19 protein-coding genes and 1 pseudogene are annotated in these 15,681 nt (G+C 65.1%); 3 read left to right on the top strand and 17 right to left on the bottom strand.

The window, feature by feature from the left end:
* From rplO to ACIGHN_RS14230, 17 genes and pseudogenes are all read right to left on the bottom strand, one after another.
* Positions 1-139 (bottom strand): annotated as a pseudogene (gene rplO / locus ACIGHN_RS14310) (50S ribosomal protein L15); the annotation flags it as partial.
* A gap of 10 nt (positions 140-149) precedes the next feature.
* Positions 150-332: a 50S ribosomal protein L30 gene (gene rpmD / locus ACIGHN_RS14305; RefSeq protein WP_007861725.1), complete on the bottom strand. Its 183-nt coding sequence runs from the start codon at positions 330-332 to the stop codon at positions 150-152.
* Between the two features lie 13 nt (positions 333-345).
* A complete protein-coding gene (rpsE, locus tag ACIGHN_RS14300) occupies positions 346-864 on the bottom strand; it encodes a 30S ribosomal protein S5 (RefSeq protein WP_056420312.1) in 519 nt (172 codons plus the stop codon).
* A gap of 17 nt (positions 865-881) precedes the next feature.
* A complete protein-coding gene (rplR, locus tag ACIGHN_RS14295) occupies positions 882-1,247 on the bottom strand; it encodes a 50S ribosomal protein L18 (protein ID WP_007861721.1) in 366 nt (121 codons plus the stop codon).
* 11 nt (positions 1,248-1,258) lie between these two features.
* Positions 1,259-1,792 carry a 50S ribosomal protein L6 gene (rplF, locus tag ACIGHN_RS14290; RefSeq protein WP_056420316.1) on the bottom strand — a complete coding sequence of 178 codons (534 nt, stop codon included), beginning with the start codon at positions 1,790-1,792 and terminating at the stop codon, positions 1,259-1,261.
* Between the two features lie 26 nt (positions 1,793-1,818).
* Entirely contained in the window at positions 1,819-2,214 is a 396-nt protein-coding gene (gene rpsH, locus ACIGHN_RS14285) for a 30S ribosomal protein S8 (protein WP_396504931.1), read from the bottom strand.
* A 20-nt stretch (positions 2,215-2,234) separates the two neighbouring features.
* Complete coding sequence (gene rpsN / locus ACIGHN_RS14280) at positions 2,235-2,540, bottom strand: 30S ribosomal protein S14 (protein WP_056420323.1); 306 nt, start codon at positions 2,538-2,540, stop codon at positions 2,235-2,237.
* Between the two features lie 8 nt (positions 2,541-2,548).
* Positions 2,549-3,088, bottom strand: coding sequence for a 50S ribosomal protein L5 (gene rplE / locus ACIGHN_RS14275; protein ID WP_005793632.1), 540 nt, complete (start codon positions 3,086-3,088; stop codon positions 2,549-2,551).
* A 9-nt stretch (positions 3,089-3,097) separates the two neighbouring features.
* The gene (gene rplX / locus ACIGHN_RS14270; RefSeq protein WP_056420326.1) at positions 3,098-3,418 is read right to left on the bottom strand and encodes a 50S ribosomal protein L24; all 321 of its coding nucleotides are present in this window, start codon (positions 3,416-3,418) and stop codon (positions 3,098-3,100) included.
* Positions 3,419-3,427: 9 nt separating this feature from the next.
* Positions 3,428-3,796: a 50S ribosomal protein L14 gene (gene rplN / locus ACIGHN_RS14265; RefSeq protein ID WP_007861702.1), complete on the bottom strand. Its 369-nt coding sequence runs from the start codon at positions 3,794-3,796 to the stop codon at positions 3,428-3,430.
* Positions 3,797-3,991: 195 nt separating this feature from the next.
* The gene (locus ACIGHN_RS14260; RefSeq protein WP_056420331.1) at positions 3,992-5,590 is read right to left on the bottom strand and encodes a glycerol-3-phosphate dehydrogenase/oxidase; all 1,599 of its coding nucleotides are present in this window, start codon (positions 5,588-5,590) and stop codon (positions 3,992-3,994) included.
* Positions 5,591-5,790: 200 nt separating this feature from the next.
* Positions 5,791-7,521: an ABC transporter substrate-binding protein gene (locus ACIGHN_RS14255; protein WP_396504930.1), complete on the bottom strand. Its 1,731-nt coding sequence runs from the start codon at positions 7,519-7,521 to the stop codon at positions 5,791-5,793.
* A gap of 111 nt (positions 7,522-7,632) precedes the next feature.
* On the bottom strand, positions 7,633-7,941 hold the full coding sequence (locus tag ACIGHN_RS14250; RefSeq protein WP_056172550.1) for a DUF2160 domain-containing protein: 309 nt from the start codon (positions 7,939-7,941) through the stop codon (positions 7,633-7,635).
* Positions 7,942-8,090: 149 nt separating this feature from the next.
* Positions 8,091-8,903, bottom strand: a complete 813-nt coding sequence (locus ACIGHN_RS14245; RefSeq protein WP_056420338.1) for a carbohydrate ABC transporter permease — start codon at positions 8,901-8,903, stop codon at positions 8,091-8,093.
* A complete protein-coding gene (locus ACIGHN_RS14240) occupies positions 8,896-9,792 on the bottom strand; it encodes a carbohydrate ABC transporter permease (RefSeq protein WP_056420339.1) in 897 nt (298 codons plus the stop codon). Before ACIGHN_RS14240 ends, ACIGHN_RS14245 begins: the two co-directional genes overlap by 8 nt.
* Before the next feature lie 58 nt (positions 9,793-9,850).
* Positions 9,851-10,942: an ABC transporter ATP-binding protein gene (locus ACIGHN_RS14235; RefSeq protein ID WP_396504929.1), complete on the bottom strand. Its 1,092-nt coding sequence runs from the start codon at positions 10,940-10,942 to the stop codon at positions 9,851-9,853.
* 1 nt (position 10,943) lies between these two features.
* Positions 10,944-12,032 (bottom strand): ABC transporter ATP-binding protein, encoded by a 1,089-nt coding sequence (locus ACIGHN_RS14230; RefSeq protein ID WP_396504928.1) that lies wholly within the window; start codon positions 12,030-12,032, stop codon positions 10,944-10,946.
* A 204-nt stretch (positions 12,033-12,236) separates the two neighbouring features.
* Between ACIGHN_RS14230 and ACIGHN_RS14225 the strand changes: the two genes are divergently transcribed.
* From ACIGHN_RS14225 to proC, 3 genes are all read left to right on the top strand, one after another.
* Positions 12,237-13,001 (top strand): DeoR/GlpR family DNA-binding transcription regulator, encoded by a 765-nt coding sequence (locus ACIGHN_RS14225; protein ID WP_056420346.1) that lies wholly within the window; start codon positions 12,237-12,239, stop codon positions 12,999-13,001.
* Between the two features lie 167 nt (positions 13,002-13,168).
* Positions 13,169-14,662: a glycerol kinase GlpK gene (gene glpK, locus ACIGHN_RS14220; RefSeq protein WP_396504927.1), complete on the top strand. Its 1,494-nt coding sequence runs from the start codon at positions 13,169-13,171 to the stop codon at positions 14,660-14,662.
* Positions 14,663-14,815: 153 nt separating this feature from the next.
* Positions 14,816-15,667: a pyrroline-5-carboxylate reductase gene (proC, locus tag ACIGHN_RS14215; RefSeq protein WP_396504926.1), complete on the top strand. Its 852-nt coding sequence runs from the start codon at positions 14,816-14,818 to the stop codon at positions 15,665-15,667.
* The last annotated feature ends 14 nt before the right edge of the window (positions 15,668-15,681 follow it).

Raw genomic sequence — 15,681 nt, 5'->3', positions numbered from 1 at the left:
ACAAGGCCGCGCGCCCCGCAGGCTCCGCTTTCTGCAGCGCCCCCACCCACTCCCCCGCCAGGCCGGAGCCGATACCACGGCCTACGCGGCGCTTGGCATGCTTGGCGCCGTCTGCGGGCTTGATGCTATTGAGTTCCATGATCTATCTCTCAGAGGACTTTGACCAGATAGCTGATCTTGTTAATCATGCCGCGCACTTCGGGCGAGTCCTGCAGTTCGCTCACGCTGTTGAGCTTGCGCAGGCCCAGGCCACGGACGGTGGCGCGGTGCGATTCCTTGGTGCCAATAGGGCTGCGCACCAGTTGAATCTTGACGGTTTGTTGCGTAGTCATTTCCAGCTTCCTATCAGGCGAAGATGTCTTCGACCGTTTTGCCGCGCTTGGCCGCCACGCTCGACGGGGTGGTCGACTTGACGAGCGCATCAAAGGTGGCGCGAACCATGTTGTAGGGGTTCGACGAACCATGGCTCTTGGCCACGATGTCGGTGATGCCCACAACTTCGAAAACAGCGCGCATGGGGCCGCCAGCGATGATGCCGGTACCCTTGGGTGCTGGGTGGAGTTCCACCGACGCTGCGCCGTGATGGCCCTTCACCGAGTGGTGAATGGTGCCGCTCTTGAGTGCAACCTTCATCAGGTTGCGGCGGCACTCTTCCATCGCCTTTTGCACGGCAGCAGGCACTTCCTTGGACTTGCCCTTGCCCATGCCGACGCGGCCGTCACCGTCGCCGACCACAGTCAGTGCAGCGAAACCGAGAATACGGCCACCCTTCACGACTTTGGTCACGCGGTTGACCGCGATCATCTTCTCGCGCAGACCGTCGTCCTGGCCTTCGCTCTGCACCTTGGGTTGAAATTTAGCCATTTTGTATTCCGCTCCGCTTAGAACTGCAGGCCGGCTTCACGGGCTGCGTCGGCCAAAGCCTTGACGCGACCGTGGTAGGCAAAGCCTGAGCGATCAAATGCAACCTTCTCGACGCCAGCTGCCTTTGCTTTTTCAGCAATGCGCTTGCCGATGGCCGTGGCTGCGGCGGCATTGCCACCCTTGCCCGAACCACCGAGTTCCTTGCGCACATCGGCTTCTGCGGTGGAGGCGCTGGCCAACACCTTGCTGCCGTCGCCAGAGATGACGCTGGCATAGATATGGAGGTTCGTACGGTTCACCGTGAGACGCGCCACGCCTTGCTGTGCAATGCGGATGCGGGTCTGACGCGAACGACGAAGACGCTGCTCTTTCTTGGTCAACATGTTGCAGCTCCTTATTTCTTCTTGGTCTCTTTGATCGTGACTTTTTCGTCCGCATAGCGGATGCCCTTGCCCTTGTAGGGCTCGGGTGGACGAACAGCACGGATCTCAGCAGCGATCTGGCCGACGCGCTGGCGGTCGGCACCCTTGATCACCACTTCCGTGGGAGTCGGGGTAGCCACCGTGATGCCGGCGGGCATTTCGATGTTGACCGGATGCGAATAGCCCACAGCCAGGTTCAGCTTGGAACCGGACGCTGCAGCCTTGTAGCCCACGCCGATCAGGCTGAGCTTCTTTTCAAAGCCCTTGCTGACGCCGACCACCATGTTGTTGACCAACTGGCGAATCGTGCCGCTCATGGCATTGGCTTCGCGGGAATCGTTGGCGGGCTCGAAGCTGAGCTTGCCTTCGTTGTTCGACACCTTCACCAGCACGTTTTGTGCAAGCGACAGGGTACCGCCAGAACCCTTGACAGAGATCTGGTCTTCTTTCACGGACACATCCACGCCAGCGGGGATGGTCACGGGCATTTTTCCTACTCGGGACATTTCAGTTTTCTCCTCAATGCCGCGGGTTAGGCCACGTAGCAGAGCACTTCGCCACCGACACCGGTAGCGCGCGCCTTGCGATCGGTCATCACGCCCTTGGGCGTCGTGACAATTGCCACACCCAGACCGTTCATGACTTGTGGAATGGAATCACGGGCTTTATAGACACGCAGACCAGGGCGGCTGACGCGCTCGATGCGCTCAATCACTGGACGGCCTGCGTAGTACTTCAGGGCAATTTCGAGTTCCGACTTGCCGGCTTCGGTCTTGACCTGGAAGCCGTCGATGTAACCTTCGTCCTTCAGCACCTGGGCGATGGCAACCTTCACTTTGGAAGAAGGTACCAGCACCGTGGCCTTGGAGACCATTTGTGCATTGCGGATGCGGGTCAGCAAGTCAGCGATGGGATCACTCATGCTCATGTTGTATCTCTCCTGCCTGCTTACCAGCTGGCCTTGGTGACACCGGGGATGTCGCCTGCAAAAGCCAGTTCGCGGATCTTGGCGCGAGCCAGACCGAATTGACGGAAGGTTCCACGTGGACGACCGGTGATTTCGCAACGGTTGCGCTGGCGCGTGGGGTTGGCGTTGCGGGGGAGCTTTTGCAGGCCCAGACGGGCTGCATCGCGCTCTTCGTCGCTACGCTTGGAATCGCCGGCGATTGCCTTCAGTTCCGCATACTTGGTTGCGTACTTGGCAGCCAATTTTTCGCGCTTCAGTTCGCGCTGGATCAAAGCTACTTTAGCCATGCTTCGCCTCAGTTCTTGAACGGGAAACGGAAACCAGCGAGAAGCGCCTTGGCTTCTTCGTCGGACTTGGCCGTCGTGGTGATGCTGATATTGAGACCACGCAAGGCATCCACCTTGTCGTACTCGATTTCAGGGAAAATGATCTGTTCCTTGACGCCGATGTTGTAGTTGCCACGGCCGTCGAAAGCGCGACCGGAGATACCACGGAAGTCACGGACGCGGGGCAGAGCCACGGTCACGAAACGGTCCAGGAACTCATACATCTGCACGCCACGCAGCGTGACCATGCAACCGATGGCCTGGCCTTCGCGGATCTTGAAACCGGCGATAGCCTTCTTGGCCTTGGTGACGACGGGCTTTTGACCAGCAATCTTGGTCAGGTCAGCCACAGCGTTGTCCATCACCTTCTTGTCCGAGACTGCCTCGCTCACACCCATGTTGAGCGTGATCTTGGTCAGACGGGGAACCTGCATCGGCGAGGTGTAACCGAACTGCTTGGTCAGTTCGGGAGCGATCTTGTCGCGGTAGATTTCTTGGAGTCGTGCCATGTTTACCCCTTAGGCCGCCTTGATTTCAGCGCCGCTGGACTTGAACACGCGAACGCGCGAACCGTCAGCTTGCAACTTGATGCCCACGCGATCAGCCTTGCCGGTGGCAGCATTGAAGATGGCCACGTTGGACTGGTGAATCGGCATGGCCTTTTCAACGATGCCGCCCGTCGTACCCTTCATGGGGTTTGGCTTGGCGTGCTTCTTGACGAGGTTGATGCCGTCGATGACGAGATACGAGTCGTCCTTGCGCAGCGACACAGTGCCGCGCTTGCCCTTGTCGCGCCCGGTCAGCACGATGACTTCGTCGCCCTTGCGAATCTTGTTCATGGCGCGTCCTTAGAGAACTTCAGGAGCCAGGGACACGATCTTCATGAACTTTTCGGTACGCAGTTCACGCGTCACGGGTCCAAAGATGCGGGTGCCGATAGGCTCCAACTTTGCATTCAGCAACACTGCTGCGTTGCCGTCGAATTTGACGAGCGAGCCATCACCGCGGCGGATGCCCTTTGCGGTACGAACCACCACTGCGCTGTAAACCTCGCCTTTTTTGACGCGGCCACGCGGAGCGGCTTCCTTGATGCTCACCTTGATGATGTCGCCAACGCTTGCATAGCGACGCTTCGAGCCACCCAGCACCTTGATGCAAAGGACGGACTTGGCGCCGGTATTGTCGGCAACCTCTAACCGAGATTCTGTCTGGATCATTTCAATATTCCCAACTTGCACCAGAAGACCACGGCCCCAGAGAACTTCTCAAGGGCTGCAGATCAGCCAGTCAGTCTTGGGCCCGTCGTCCGCACCGCAAACCATTTGCAGCACTTCCCGCTGGGCAGAAACTTCACGTAGGAAACGCGAAGCCCTCGATTATTGCAAAACAATTCCAGGGAGTCAAGGGCCCTATCACACCGGCGCATGCAGATACTGCTGCGCCAGCGCCACAAAGGCGTCCAGCCCCGGATCGGTGCCCAACTCTTCGCGCAGGATCTGCGCCACGGCAGGCGCGAGCTCGATGGCGCGGCGCGCGTCCAGGAACAAAAGGCGCGAGCGCCGGGCCAGCACGTCCTCGACCGTGCGCGCGTATTCGTTGCGGGCGGCAAACCGCACCATCGCGGCGGTGAGGCCCTGGCCCAGGTCCACGTCGGCGCCGGGCAGCGCCTGCACGGCGGCCGCATCGCTGCCATAGGAGTGCAGGCCTTGCGCGTCGCTGATCCGGTGCCGCACGGGCGTGGTCGGCGTGCCCACCAGCGGCAGGTGGTTGGTCACCCCGGCGGGCTTTTCCGCCAGCAGCCCGGCGGTGAAGCATTTTTGCAACACATCTTCCGCCATGGCGCGGTAGGTCGTCCATTTGCCACCGGTCACCGTCACCAGGCCGGTGCGGCTGGTCAACACCGTGTGCTCGCGGCTCAGGCTCTTGGTGTTGTCGCCGTCGTCGTCCTGGGGTTTGACCAACGGGCGCAGGCCGACCCAGATGCTCCGGATGTCGGCCAGTTGGGGGGCACGGGTCAGGTAGCGGGCCGATTCCTGCAGGATGAACTGGACTTCCTCCCGGAAAGGCAGGGGCTCGCGCACGATGTCCTGGCGGGGGCTGTCGGTGGTGCCCAGGATGAGCTTACCCAGCCACGGCACGGCGAACAGCACGCGCCCGTCTGCGGTCTTGGGCACCATCAGGGCGTGGTCGGACGGCAGGAACTCCCGGTCCACCACGATGTGCACACCCTGGCTGGGGGCGACGATGGGCTTGACCGGCCGGCCGATGGCCTCGCCGTCCATCTGGCGCAGGGCGTCCACCCACACACCCGTGGCGTTGACCACCGCGCGCGCGCGCACCGTGAATGGCTGGCCCGACTCGGAGTCTTCGCAGACGAAGCCGGCCACCTTGCCGTCTTCGTGGATCAGCGAACGCGCCGGGCAGTAGTTGACCAGCAGGGCCCCGCGGCTGGCGGCCGTGCGCGCCAGCGCCAGCGCGAGCCGGGCGTCGTCGAACTGCCCGTCCCAGTATTTCACGCCGCCCTTGAGCCCCTCGGTGCGGGCGGTCGGAAGGCACGCCAGCGTGCGGTCGCGCCCCAGGAACTGCGTGGCGCCCAGGCCCGCCTTGCCGGCCAGGGCGTCGTACATCATGAGGCCGATGCCATAGAACGGCGTCTCCCAGAAACGGTAGGACGGCATCACGAACGGCAGCGGCTGCGCCAGGTGCGGCGCATTGTTCAAGAGCGTGGTGCGCTCGTGCAGGGCCTCGCGCACCAGGGCGATGTTGCCCTGCGCCAGGTAGCGGACGCCGCCGTGCACCAGCTTGGTCGCGCGCGACGACGTGCCTTTGGCAAAGTCGTGCGAGTCCACCAGGACCACGCTGAAACCCCGCGCTGCCGCATCCAGCGCCACCCCCAGGCCCGTCGCCCCCCCGCCGATCACGGCCAGGTCATATTGATGGGGCTGGGCGAGGCGCGCCAGAAGATCGGCACGCCGGGTAGCAAGGGGAGCGGAAGCAGAAGCGGTGGTCATAGGGCGATTGTCCATGGGTGGGACAAAATTTAAGGGTTAACCCTTAAATTCTTGACGTATCGGGGAGAGATTCACAGCGCACCGCGAGGGCGGCCGGAATGCTCCCGCGCCAGTAAAAAGGGCAGCCGGGGGCCTTGTGGGCTCCGGCTGCCGGTGAAGACCGCCGCACTGCAGCGCAGTGCGGCGGCAGGAGAGCCGGATCAGCGGGCCTTGCCGTCCTTCCAGGCCTGCAGCAGCTTGTCGTAGGCGATGGTTTCGCCCTTGGGCTTTTCGTTCGCCAGCTTCTTCCAGGGGGCCTGCTTGTCGCTCAGCCACTTGTTGGGGTCACCCTTGGGGTTGAGCTTGGGCGCGCAATGGGCCATGCCCGCGCGCTCCAGGCGTGCCATCACCTGGTCCATCTCGTCGGCCAGCGTGTCCATGGCGCCCTGGGGCGTCTTTTCACCCGTGACGGCCTGGGCCACGTTCTTCCACCACAGCTGGGCCAGCTTGGGGTAGTCGGGCACGTTGGTGCCGGTGGGCGACCATGCCACGCGGGCGGGGCTGCGGTAGAACTCCACCAGGCCACCCAGCTTGGGGGCGGCGTCGGTCATGGCCTTGGACTGGATGTCGGACTCGCGGATCGGGGTCAGGCCCACCAGGGTCTTTTTGAGCGAGGTGGTCTTGGCCGTCACGAACTGGGCGTACAGCCAGGCCGCCGCCGTCTTGTTGGCGTCATGGCCATTGAAGAACGACCACGAACCCACGTCCTGGTAGCCGTTTTGCATGCCCTGCTTCCAGTACGGGCCGTTCGGGCCGGGGGCCATGCGCCACTTGGGCGTGCCGTCGGCGTTCACCACGGGCAGGCCGGGCTTGACCATGTCGGCCGTGAAGGCGGTGTACCAGAAGATCTGCTGCGCGATCTGGCCCTGGGCGGGCACGGGGCCGGCTTCGCCGAAGGTCATGCCCGTGGCTTCCTTGGGCGCGTACTTCTTCATCCAGTCCACGTACTTGGTCAGCGCGTAGACGGCGGCGGGCGAGTTGGTCGCGCCGCCGCGGGCCACCGAGGCGCCCACCGGGGTGCACTTGTCGTCGGCCACGCGGATGCCCCACTCGTCGATCGGCAGGCCGTTGGGCGCGCCGATGTCGGCCGTGCCGGCCATGGACAGCCAGGCATCCGTGAAGCGCCAGCCGAGCGACGGGTCCTTCTTGCCGTAGTCCATGTGGCCGTAGATGGCCTTGCCGTCGATGTTCTTCACGTCGTTGGTGAAGAACTCGGCGATGTCCTCATACGCGCTCCAGTTGAGCGGCACGCCCAGGTCGTAGCCGTACTTGGCCTTGAACTTGTCCTTGATGTCCTTGCGGTCGAACAGGTCGGCGCGGAACCAGTACAGGTTGGCGAACTGCTGGTCGGGCAGCTGGTAGAGCTTGCCGTCGGGCGCCGTGGTGAACTTGGTGCCGATGAAGTCCTTGAGATCCAGGCCCGGGTTGGTCCATTCCTTGCCCGTACCGGCCATGTAGTCGGTCAGGTTCATCATCTTGCCGTAGCGGTAGTGCGTGCCGATCAGGTCCGAGTCCGAGATCCAGCCGTCATAGATCGACTTGCCGGACTGCATCGAGGTCTGCAGCTTCTCGACCACGTCGCCTTCCTGGATCAGGTCGTGCTTGACCTTGATGCCGGTGATTTCCTCGAACGCCTTGGCCAGCGTCTTGGATTCGTACTCGTGGGTGGTGATGGTCTCGGACACCACCGAGATTTCCTTCACGCCCTTGGCCTGCAGCTTCTTGGCGGCTTCGATGAACCACTTCATCTCGGCCATCTGCTGGTCTTTGCTCAGCGTGGATGGCTGGAACTCGCTGTCGATCCATTTCTTGGCTTCCGCCTCACCCGCCAGGGCGGACTGCCCCGTCATGACCGCCACTGCCAGTGCCAGCGCTGTGTACCGCGTCTTCATAGTGCCTGTCTCCTCATAGTCATCTCCCCTTTGGATGCAAGGGTCGCGCAGCTCCGGGGAAGGGTTGAGCCGCGCAACGGGAATCCACGGATGGGTGGCCGTGTCGGCGGCTCAGCCCTTGCGCAGGATCAGCGCCAGCAGCGCCATCGACAGCACGAAGCTGATCCACACCGACGGTTCGGCCGACAGGCTGAACCACTGGACAAGCTTGCCGCTGATGCCGACAAAGATCAGGTTCACGTAGGCCGCCGACAACAGCCCGATGAAGAGCCGGTCGCCACGCGTGGTTTCCAGGGGCAAAAAGCCCTTGCGCATCGACGTGGGCGACTTGAGCTCCCACACCGTCATGCCCACCAGCATCAGCACGATGCATGTAAAGAACACCGCCACGGGCAGCGTCCAGGCCATCCAGTCAAACATGGGCACCCCCCTGAGCGCCTGCGGCGCTTCCCCCCAGGGGAACGCAGCGGGTGGCCGGGCGAAGCCCGTTCCACCGCTGCTGCTGGTCTGGGGCAGCCTGCGCACTCTGCGGCGAATTGGTGTGGTTCATCGTTTTGCTCCCTCTCTCGTCAAACGCGGCCCATCGCGAAGCCCTTGGCGATGTAGTGGCGCACGAACCAGATCACGATGGCGCCGGGCACGATGGTCAGCACGCCGGCGGCGGCGAGCGTGGCCCAGTCCATGCCGCTGGCGCTCACGGTGCGCGTCATGGTGGCCACGATGGGCTTGGCGTTCACGCTGGTCAGCGTGCGGGCCAGCAGCAGCTCCACCCAGCTGAACATGAAGCAGAAGAACGCCGCCACGCCCACGCCGGCCTTGATCAGCGGCAGGAACACCGTCATGAAGAAGCGCGGAAAACTGTAGCCGTCGATGTACGCCGTCTCGTCGATCTCGCGCGGGATGCCGCTCATGAAGCCCTCCAGGATCCACACCGCCAGCGGCACGTTGAACAACAGGTGCGCCAGGGCCACGGCCAGGTGCGTGTCCATGAGCCCTACCGTGGTGTACAGCTGAAAGAACGGCAGCAGAAACACCGCGGGCGGCGTCATGCGGTTGGTCAGCAGCCAGAAGAACACATGCTTGTCGCCCAGGAACTGGTAGCGGCTGAAGGCGTACGCCGCGGGCAGCGCCACGGTGAGCGAGATCACCGTGTTGATGGCCACGTAGATCAGGCTGTTGATGTAGCCCGAATACCAGGACTCGTCGGTGAAGATGGTCTTGTAGTTGTCCCAGGTGAAGTGCTGCGGGAAGAACGAGAACGTCGAGAGGATCTCCGCGTTCGTCTTGAAGCTCATGTTGACCATCCAGTAGATGGGCAGCACCGCGAACGCCAGGTACAGGACCAGGAAGACCGACCGCTTCTGAAAGCGCTTTTCATTCATGGCCTGCTCCTTCGTTGCTGGCGGTGCCCACGCGCTGCATCCAGTTGTAGAGGATGAAGCACAGCAGCAGGATGATGAAGAAATAGATCAGCGAGAACGCTGCGGCAGGCCCCAGGTCGAACTGGCCCACGGCCTTGGTCGTGAGGTACTGGCTCAGGAACGTGGTCGCATTGCCCGGCCCGCCGCCCGTCAGCACGAAGGGCTCGGTGTAGATCATGAAGCTGTCCATGAAGCGCAGCAGCACCGCGATCATGAGCACGCCCCGCATCTTGGGCAGCTGGATGTAGCGGAACACCGCGAACTTGCTCGCGCCGTCGATGCGCGCGGCCTGGTAGTACGCATCCGGTATGGAGCGCAGCCCGGCAAAGGCCAGCAGCGCCACCAGCGGCGTCCAGTGCCACACGTCCATCAGCAGCACGGTGAGCCAGGCGTGGGTGGCGTTGCCGGTGTAGCTGTACTCGATGCCCGCCTGTTGCAGCAGGCGACCCATGAGCCCGATGTCGGCACGGCCATAGATCTGCCAGATGGTGCCCACCACGTTCCAGGGGATCAGCAGCGACAGCGCCACCACCACCAGCACGGCGGACGACTTCCAGCCCTGCGCGGGCATGGACAGCGCCAGCATGATCCCGAGCGGAATCTCCACCGCCAGCACCGCCAGCGAGAAGGTCAGCTGGCGCAGCAGCGCGGCGTGCAGCTCTTCGTCGCGCATCACCTGCACGAACCACTCCGTGCCTACGAACACGCGGCGCTCGGGCGAGATGATGTCCTGCACCGAGTAGTTCACCACCGTCATCAGCGGCAGGATGGCCGAGAAGGCCACGCACAAGATCACCGGCAGGATCAGGAACCAGGCCTTCTGGTTCACGGGTTTGGTGGTATTGCTCATTGGAAACCTCCGCGCTGCGCACTGCGGTGCTGAGCGCCTTCGGGCGGCCGGGCGGCGCTCATGGGGCGACCTCCGCGGCCAGCAGCTGTTCGTTCTGATAGAAGCAAGTGTGTGCACCCAGCACCTGCAGCCACACTGCGTCGCCGGCCGATGGCAGCCGGGCCTCTGGCGCAAAGCGCGCCTTGAGCGTGTGCTCGCCCACCTTGGCGGTCAGCATCAGGTAGGTGCCGATGTCCTGCACCTGCACCACGGTGCAGGGCAGCGCGCCGGCCTGCTGCGGCTGGGCCAGTGCCAGGTACTCGGGCCGTATGCCCACCTGCAAGGCGCCCTCGGGCAGCGTGCGGCCCGCGGCGCCCGCCAGGGCGTGCCCAGCCACCGACAGGTTGGTGCCGTCGCTGTGCGCCGGCAAGAAGTTCATGCCCGGCGAGCCGATGAAGTGGCCCACGAACACGTGCGCAGGCCGCTCGAACAGCGCATCGGCCGAGCCCACCTGCACCGCCTTGCCGCGCGTCATCACCACCACCTGGTCGGCGAAGGTGAGCGCCTCGACCTGGTCGTGCGTCACGTAGATCAGCGTGAGCTTGAGCTCGTGGTGAATCTGCTTGAGCTTGCGCCGCAGCTGCCATTTGAGGTGCGGGTCGATCACCGTGAGCGGCTCGTCGAACAGCACGGCCGCCACGTCCGAGCGCACCAGGCCGCGGCCCAGGGAGATCTTCTGCTTGGCGTCCGCCGCGAGGCCCGCCGCGCGCTGGTTGAGCTGGCCGCTCATCTCCAGCATCTCGGCGATCGCGCCCACACGCTGCTGGATCTGCGCCTCGGGCACCTTGCGGTTGCGCAGCGGGAAGGCCAGGTTCTCGGCCACCGTCATGGTGTCGTAGATGACGGGGAACTGGAACACCTGGGCGATGTTGCGCTCTTGCGGGCTGGCGCGCGTCACGTCGCGGCCGTCGAACAGCACCTTGCCGTGCGACGGCACCAGCAGGCCCGACATGATGTTGAGCATGGTGGTCTTGCCGCAGCCCGAGGGGCCGAGCAGCGCGTAGGCGCCACCGTCCTCGAACTCCATCTTGAGCGGCATCAGCGCGTAGTCGCTGTCCTGCTGCGGGTGGGGCTTGTACGAATGCGCCAGGTCCAGACTGATGCGTGCCATGTCAGCGGCCTCCTTGTGCCAAGCGCCGCGCCGCAGGCGCCCAGACCAGCCGGCCGTCGGCACCGAACACGTAGACCTGCGCAGGGTCCAGGTGCAGGGTGACGGCCGCGCCCAATTCAAAGTAATGCACGCCGGTGAGCTGCGCCACCAGGTCACCCCACGGGGTGGACGCATGCACGAAGGTGTCGGAGCCTGAAATCTCGGCCAGCTCCACCACGCCGCCCACGCTCACATCGCCGGGCCGGGCGTGCACGCGCAGCGCGCTGGCCCGCACGCCCACCGTGAGGCCGGCAGCGGCCAGGCCCTGCGGCAGCGGCACGGCGAACTCGGCACCGCCCTGCAGGCGCACGCCCTGGGCCGTGGCCGACGCGGCCATGAGGTTCATCGGCGGATCGCTGAAGGCACGGGCCACGCGCAGCGAGTTGGGCGCGTGGAACACCTCGGCCGTGGGGCCGTACTGCAGCAGCTCGCCCTCGTCCAGCACGGCGGTGTAGCCACCCAGCAGCAGCGCTTCGCCCGGCTCGGTGGTGGCATAGACCACGGTGGACTGGCCGGCGGCGAACAACTGGGTCAGCTCTTCACGCAGTTCCTCGCGCAGCTTGTAATCCAGGTTGACCAAAGGCTCGTCCAGCAGCATCAGGGGCGCGCCCTTGGCCAGGGCACGCGCCAGCGCCACGCGCTGCTGCTGGCCGCCCGACAGCTCGGCCGGGTAGCGGTCCAAAAACATGTCGATGTGCAGGCGGCTGGCAATCTCGCGCACCCGGGCGTCGATGTTCTTTTCGCCGCGCAGCTTGAGCGGCGAGGCGATGTTGGCCGCGACCTTCATCGACGGGTAGTTGATGAACTGCTGGTAGACCATGGCGACGTTGCGCTCGCGCACCGGGGTGCCCGTCACATCCACGCCATCGACCGTCACGCGGCCGGCGGTGGGAGTGTCCAGGCCCGCCATGATGCGCATCAGGCTCGTCTTGCCTGCCTGCGTGGCGCCCAGCAGCACCGTGACGGCGCCGCTGTGCAGCGCCAGGCTCATGTCATACAGCCAGGTCTGCGGTCCTACCTTCTTGCTGATGCTGTCCAGTGCCAGCTGCATCACGCAACCTTTCTGTTGTAGTGGCCTCCAGGGCCTTTGTTCTGCGGAAATCCTGTGCCGCTGCGCACCAGCCACAGCAAGCCCTCTCGGTTTCGATTGTGTTCATTTTTGTTCTTTTATGATCGTATTGAATCAAGGTTTACCCTTAACAGGTTCCTTTTTGTTCGATTTAAAGTATCCACACACTCTGCCCGCCCCAACCGCGTGAATACGAACCCCCGACAACTGCTGCTCCTCGAAGAAGTCCGCGCGCGCAAGTCCGCCACCGTGGAACAACTGGCCGACACCCTGGGCGTGACGCTGCAGACGGTGCGCCGCGACGTGCAGCGCCTGGCCGAATCGGGCCTGCTCACGCGCTTTCATGGCGGCGTGCGCGTGCCCAGCTCCACCGTGGAGAACCTGGCCCACACCCAGCGCGAGACCCTGCACGCCGAGGGCAAGGCACGCATCGCGCGCGCCGTGGCAGCCCAGGTGCCCAACGACTGCTCGCTGATCCTGAACATCGGCACCACCACCGAAGCCATCGCCAAGGCGCTGCTGCACCACCGCGGCCTGCGCGTGATCACCAACAACCTGAACGTGGCGGCCATCCTGAGCGGCAACCCCGAGTGCGAGGTCATCGTGGCCGGCGGCGTGGTGCGCACCCGCGACCGCGGCATCGTGGGCGAGGCGGCGGTGGACTTCATCCGCCAGTTCCGGGTGGACATCGCGCTCATCGGCATCTCGGGCGTGGAGCCCGACGGCTCGCTGCGCGACTTCGACTACCGCGAGGTGAAGGTGGCGCAGACCATCATCGCCCAGTCGCGCGAGGTCTGGCTGGCGGCCGACCAGAGCAAGTTCAACCGCCCGGCCATGGTGCAACTGGCCACGCTGAACCAGATCGACCGCCTGTTCACCGACGCGCCGCCGCCGGAGCCGTTTCCGGCACTGCTGCAGGATGCAGAGGTGCTGTGCACGGTCGCGGCCTGACCCGGTCTCACCCATTGCTTTCAACCCAGCAACCAACCGTTCACGCTGAGCCTGTCGAAGCGCTGCGCAAGGCTTCGGCAGGCTCAGCCCGAACGGTCTTCATGAGTTGAACGCAAGCCCCCGCCACCCCTTTGCGGCAGTGCGCTGCTGACTTATCCTTGCCCGCCATGACCTACCTGCTCGCACTCGACCAAGGCACCTCCAGCTCCCGCAGCATCGTCTTCGACGAAGGCGGCCACATCGTGGCGCAGGCGCAGGTGGAGCTGCCGCAGATCTACCCGCAGCCCGGCTGGGTGGAACACGACCCGCTGGAGATCTGGCGCACGCAGCTGGCCACCGCGCGGGACGCGCTGGCCAAGGCGGGCATCGCGGCCGACGCCGTGCGCGCCGTGGGCATCACCAACCAGCGCGAGACCACGGTGCTGTGGAACCGCCAAACCGGCAAGCCCGTGCACCACGCCATCGTGTGGCAGGACCGCCGCGCCGAACCGGCCTGTGCGCAACTGCGCGAACAGGGCCACGCGGGCACCATCCAGGCCAAGACCGGCCTGCTCGTCGATGCGTACTTCTCGGGCACCAAGCTGCAGTGGCTGCTGGACCACGTGCCCGGCGCGCGCGACGCGGCCGAGCGTGGCGAGCTGGCCTTCGGCACGGTGGACAGCTGGCTGATCTGGCAGCTGACCCACGGCCAGGTGCATGTGACGGACGTGAGCAACGCCTCGCGCACCATGCTGTTCAACGTGCACACCAACCAGTGGGACGATGAGCTGCTGGCCCTGCTGCGCATCCCCAAATCCTTGATGCCGCAGGTGCAGCCATCGAGCTCGCACTTCGGCGACATCGCACCCGACCTGCTGGGCCACGGCATCCGCATCGGTGGCGTGGCGGGCGACCAGCAAAGCGCGCTGTTCGGCCAGGCGTGCTTCACGGCGGGCATGGCCAAGAACACCTACGGCACGGGCTGCTTCATGCTGATGCACACCGGCCACAAGTTCCAAACGAGCCAGAACGGCCTGCTCACCACCAGCGCAGCGCAGGCATCGGCCACGCCCGAGTTCGCGATGGAAGGCAGCGTCTTCGTCGGCGGCGCCGTGGTGCAGTGGCTGCGCGACGGCCTGCGCGCCATTCCGTCGAGCAGCGAGGTGCAGTCCCTGGCCGAGAGCGTGCCCGACTCGGGTGGCGTGATGATGGTGCCCGCCTTCACCGGCCTGGGCGCGCCCTACTGGAAGCCCGAGGCGCGCGGCACCATCACCGGCCTCACCCGCGGCACCACCATCGCCCACATCGCCCGCGCGGCGCTGGAGAGCATCGCCTACCAGAGCGCCGCCCTGCTGCAGGGCATGAGCCGCGACGCCACCGCCGCAGGCGGCGCGCCGGTGAGCGAGCTGCGCGTGGACGGCGGCGCCTGCGTGAACGACTTGCTGATGCAGTTCCAGGCCGATCTGCTGGGCATTCCGGTGGTGCGCCCTGCCGTCATCGAGACCACGGCGCTGGGTGCCGCGTACCTGGCGGGCCTGTCCTGCGGGGTCTACAGCAGCACGGCGGAGCTGTCGAAGCTGTGGCGCGCCGACCGGCGCTTCGTGCCCACGCTGGGCAATGCCCGCGCACAAGAACTGATGGCGAAGTGGGAGCACGCGGTGCGCCAGACGACCGCTGAATGAGCCCGGAACATCGCCCTGCGCAGCAATACTACAAAAACAATAGCAAACTATGAGACAGGGCAAGCGGTAGCGCCCCATTTGGCTAAAACCTGCAGTGTGCAGCCGGGCGGGCGCTACCATCATCGCCCCAGTTGTCGCCACCTTGCTACCACCATGAGCCTGAACACCGCCGCGTCCTCCCCCTCCTCCACCGCCCTGCCCACCATCGCCTTCATCGGCGGCGGCAACATGGCCAGCGCCATCATCGGCGGGCTGATCCGCCAGGGCCACCCGGTCGGCCAGATCGAGGTGGTGGAGCCCTTCGAGCCCACGCGCGCGGCGCTGCTGCAGAACTACGGCCTGGCCGCGCAGCCTGCATCGGGCCCGGCCCTGCAGCGCGCCAGCATCGTGGTGTGGGCCGTCAAGCCGCAGACCTTCAAGGACGCCGCAGGCGAGGCCAAGGCCCACACGCAGAGTGCCCTGCACCTGAGCGTGGCCGCCGGCATCCGCTCGGACAGCATCGCCCAGTGGCTCTCCAGCGAGCGCATCGTGCGCACCATGCCCAACACGCCCGCGCTGGTGGGCAAAGGCATGAGCGCGCTGTACGCCCGCGCCGCCGTCAGTGCCGACGAGCGCGCCCAGGTCGAAGCCATCATGGCCTCCACCGGCGAGTTCCTGTGGGTCGATAACGAAAAGCAGCTCGACGCCGTCACCGCCCTGTCGGGTTCGGGCCCTGCCTACGTCTTTTACTTCCTCGAAGCCATGACCCGCGCCGGCACCGCCATGGGCCTGAGCGAAGCGCAGGCGCACCAGCTGGCCGTGGGCACCTTCGTCGGTGCGTCAGAGCTCGCCCGCCGGTCCGACGAGCCCCCGGCCGTGCTGCGCCAGCGCGTCACCTCCAAGGGCGGCACCACCTATGCGGCGCTGCAGTCGATGGAAGCGGCTGGCGTCGGCCCCGCGTTCGAGCGCGCGATGGAAGCCGCCCGCCAGCGGGCGGACGAGCTGGGCAACGAGTTCGGCGGCTGAGCGCTGGGGTGGCA

Source organism: Acidovorax sp. NPDC077693 (assembly GCF_044542805.1).
In the GTDB taxonomy this organism is placed as follows: domain Bacteria; phylum Pseudomonadota; class Gammaproteobacteria; order Burkholderiales; family Burkholderiaceae_C; genus Acidovorax.
The sequence above is the reverse complement of the archived record's forward strand: the minus strand, read 5'-3'. Positions and strand labels throughout refer to the sequence as shown.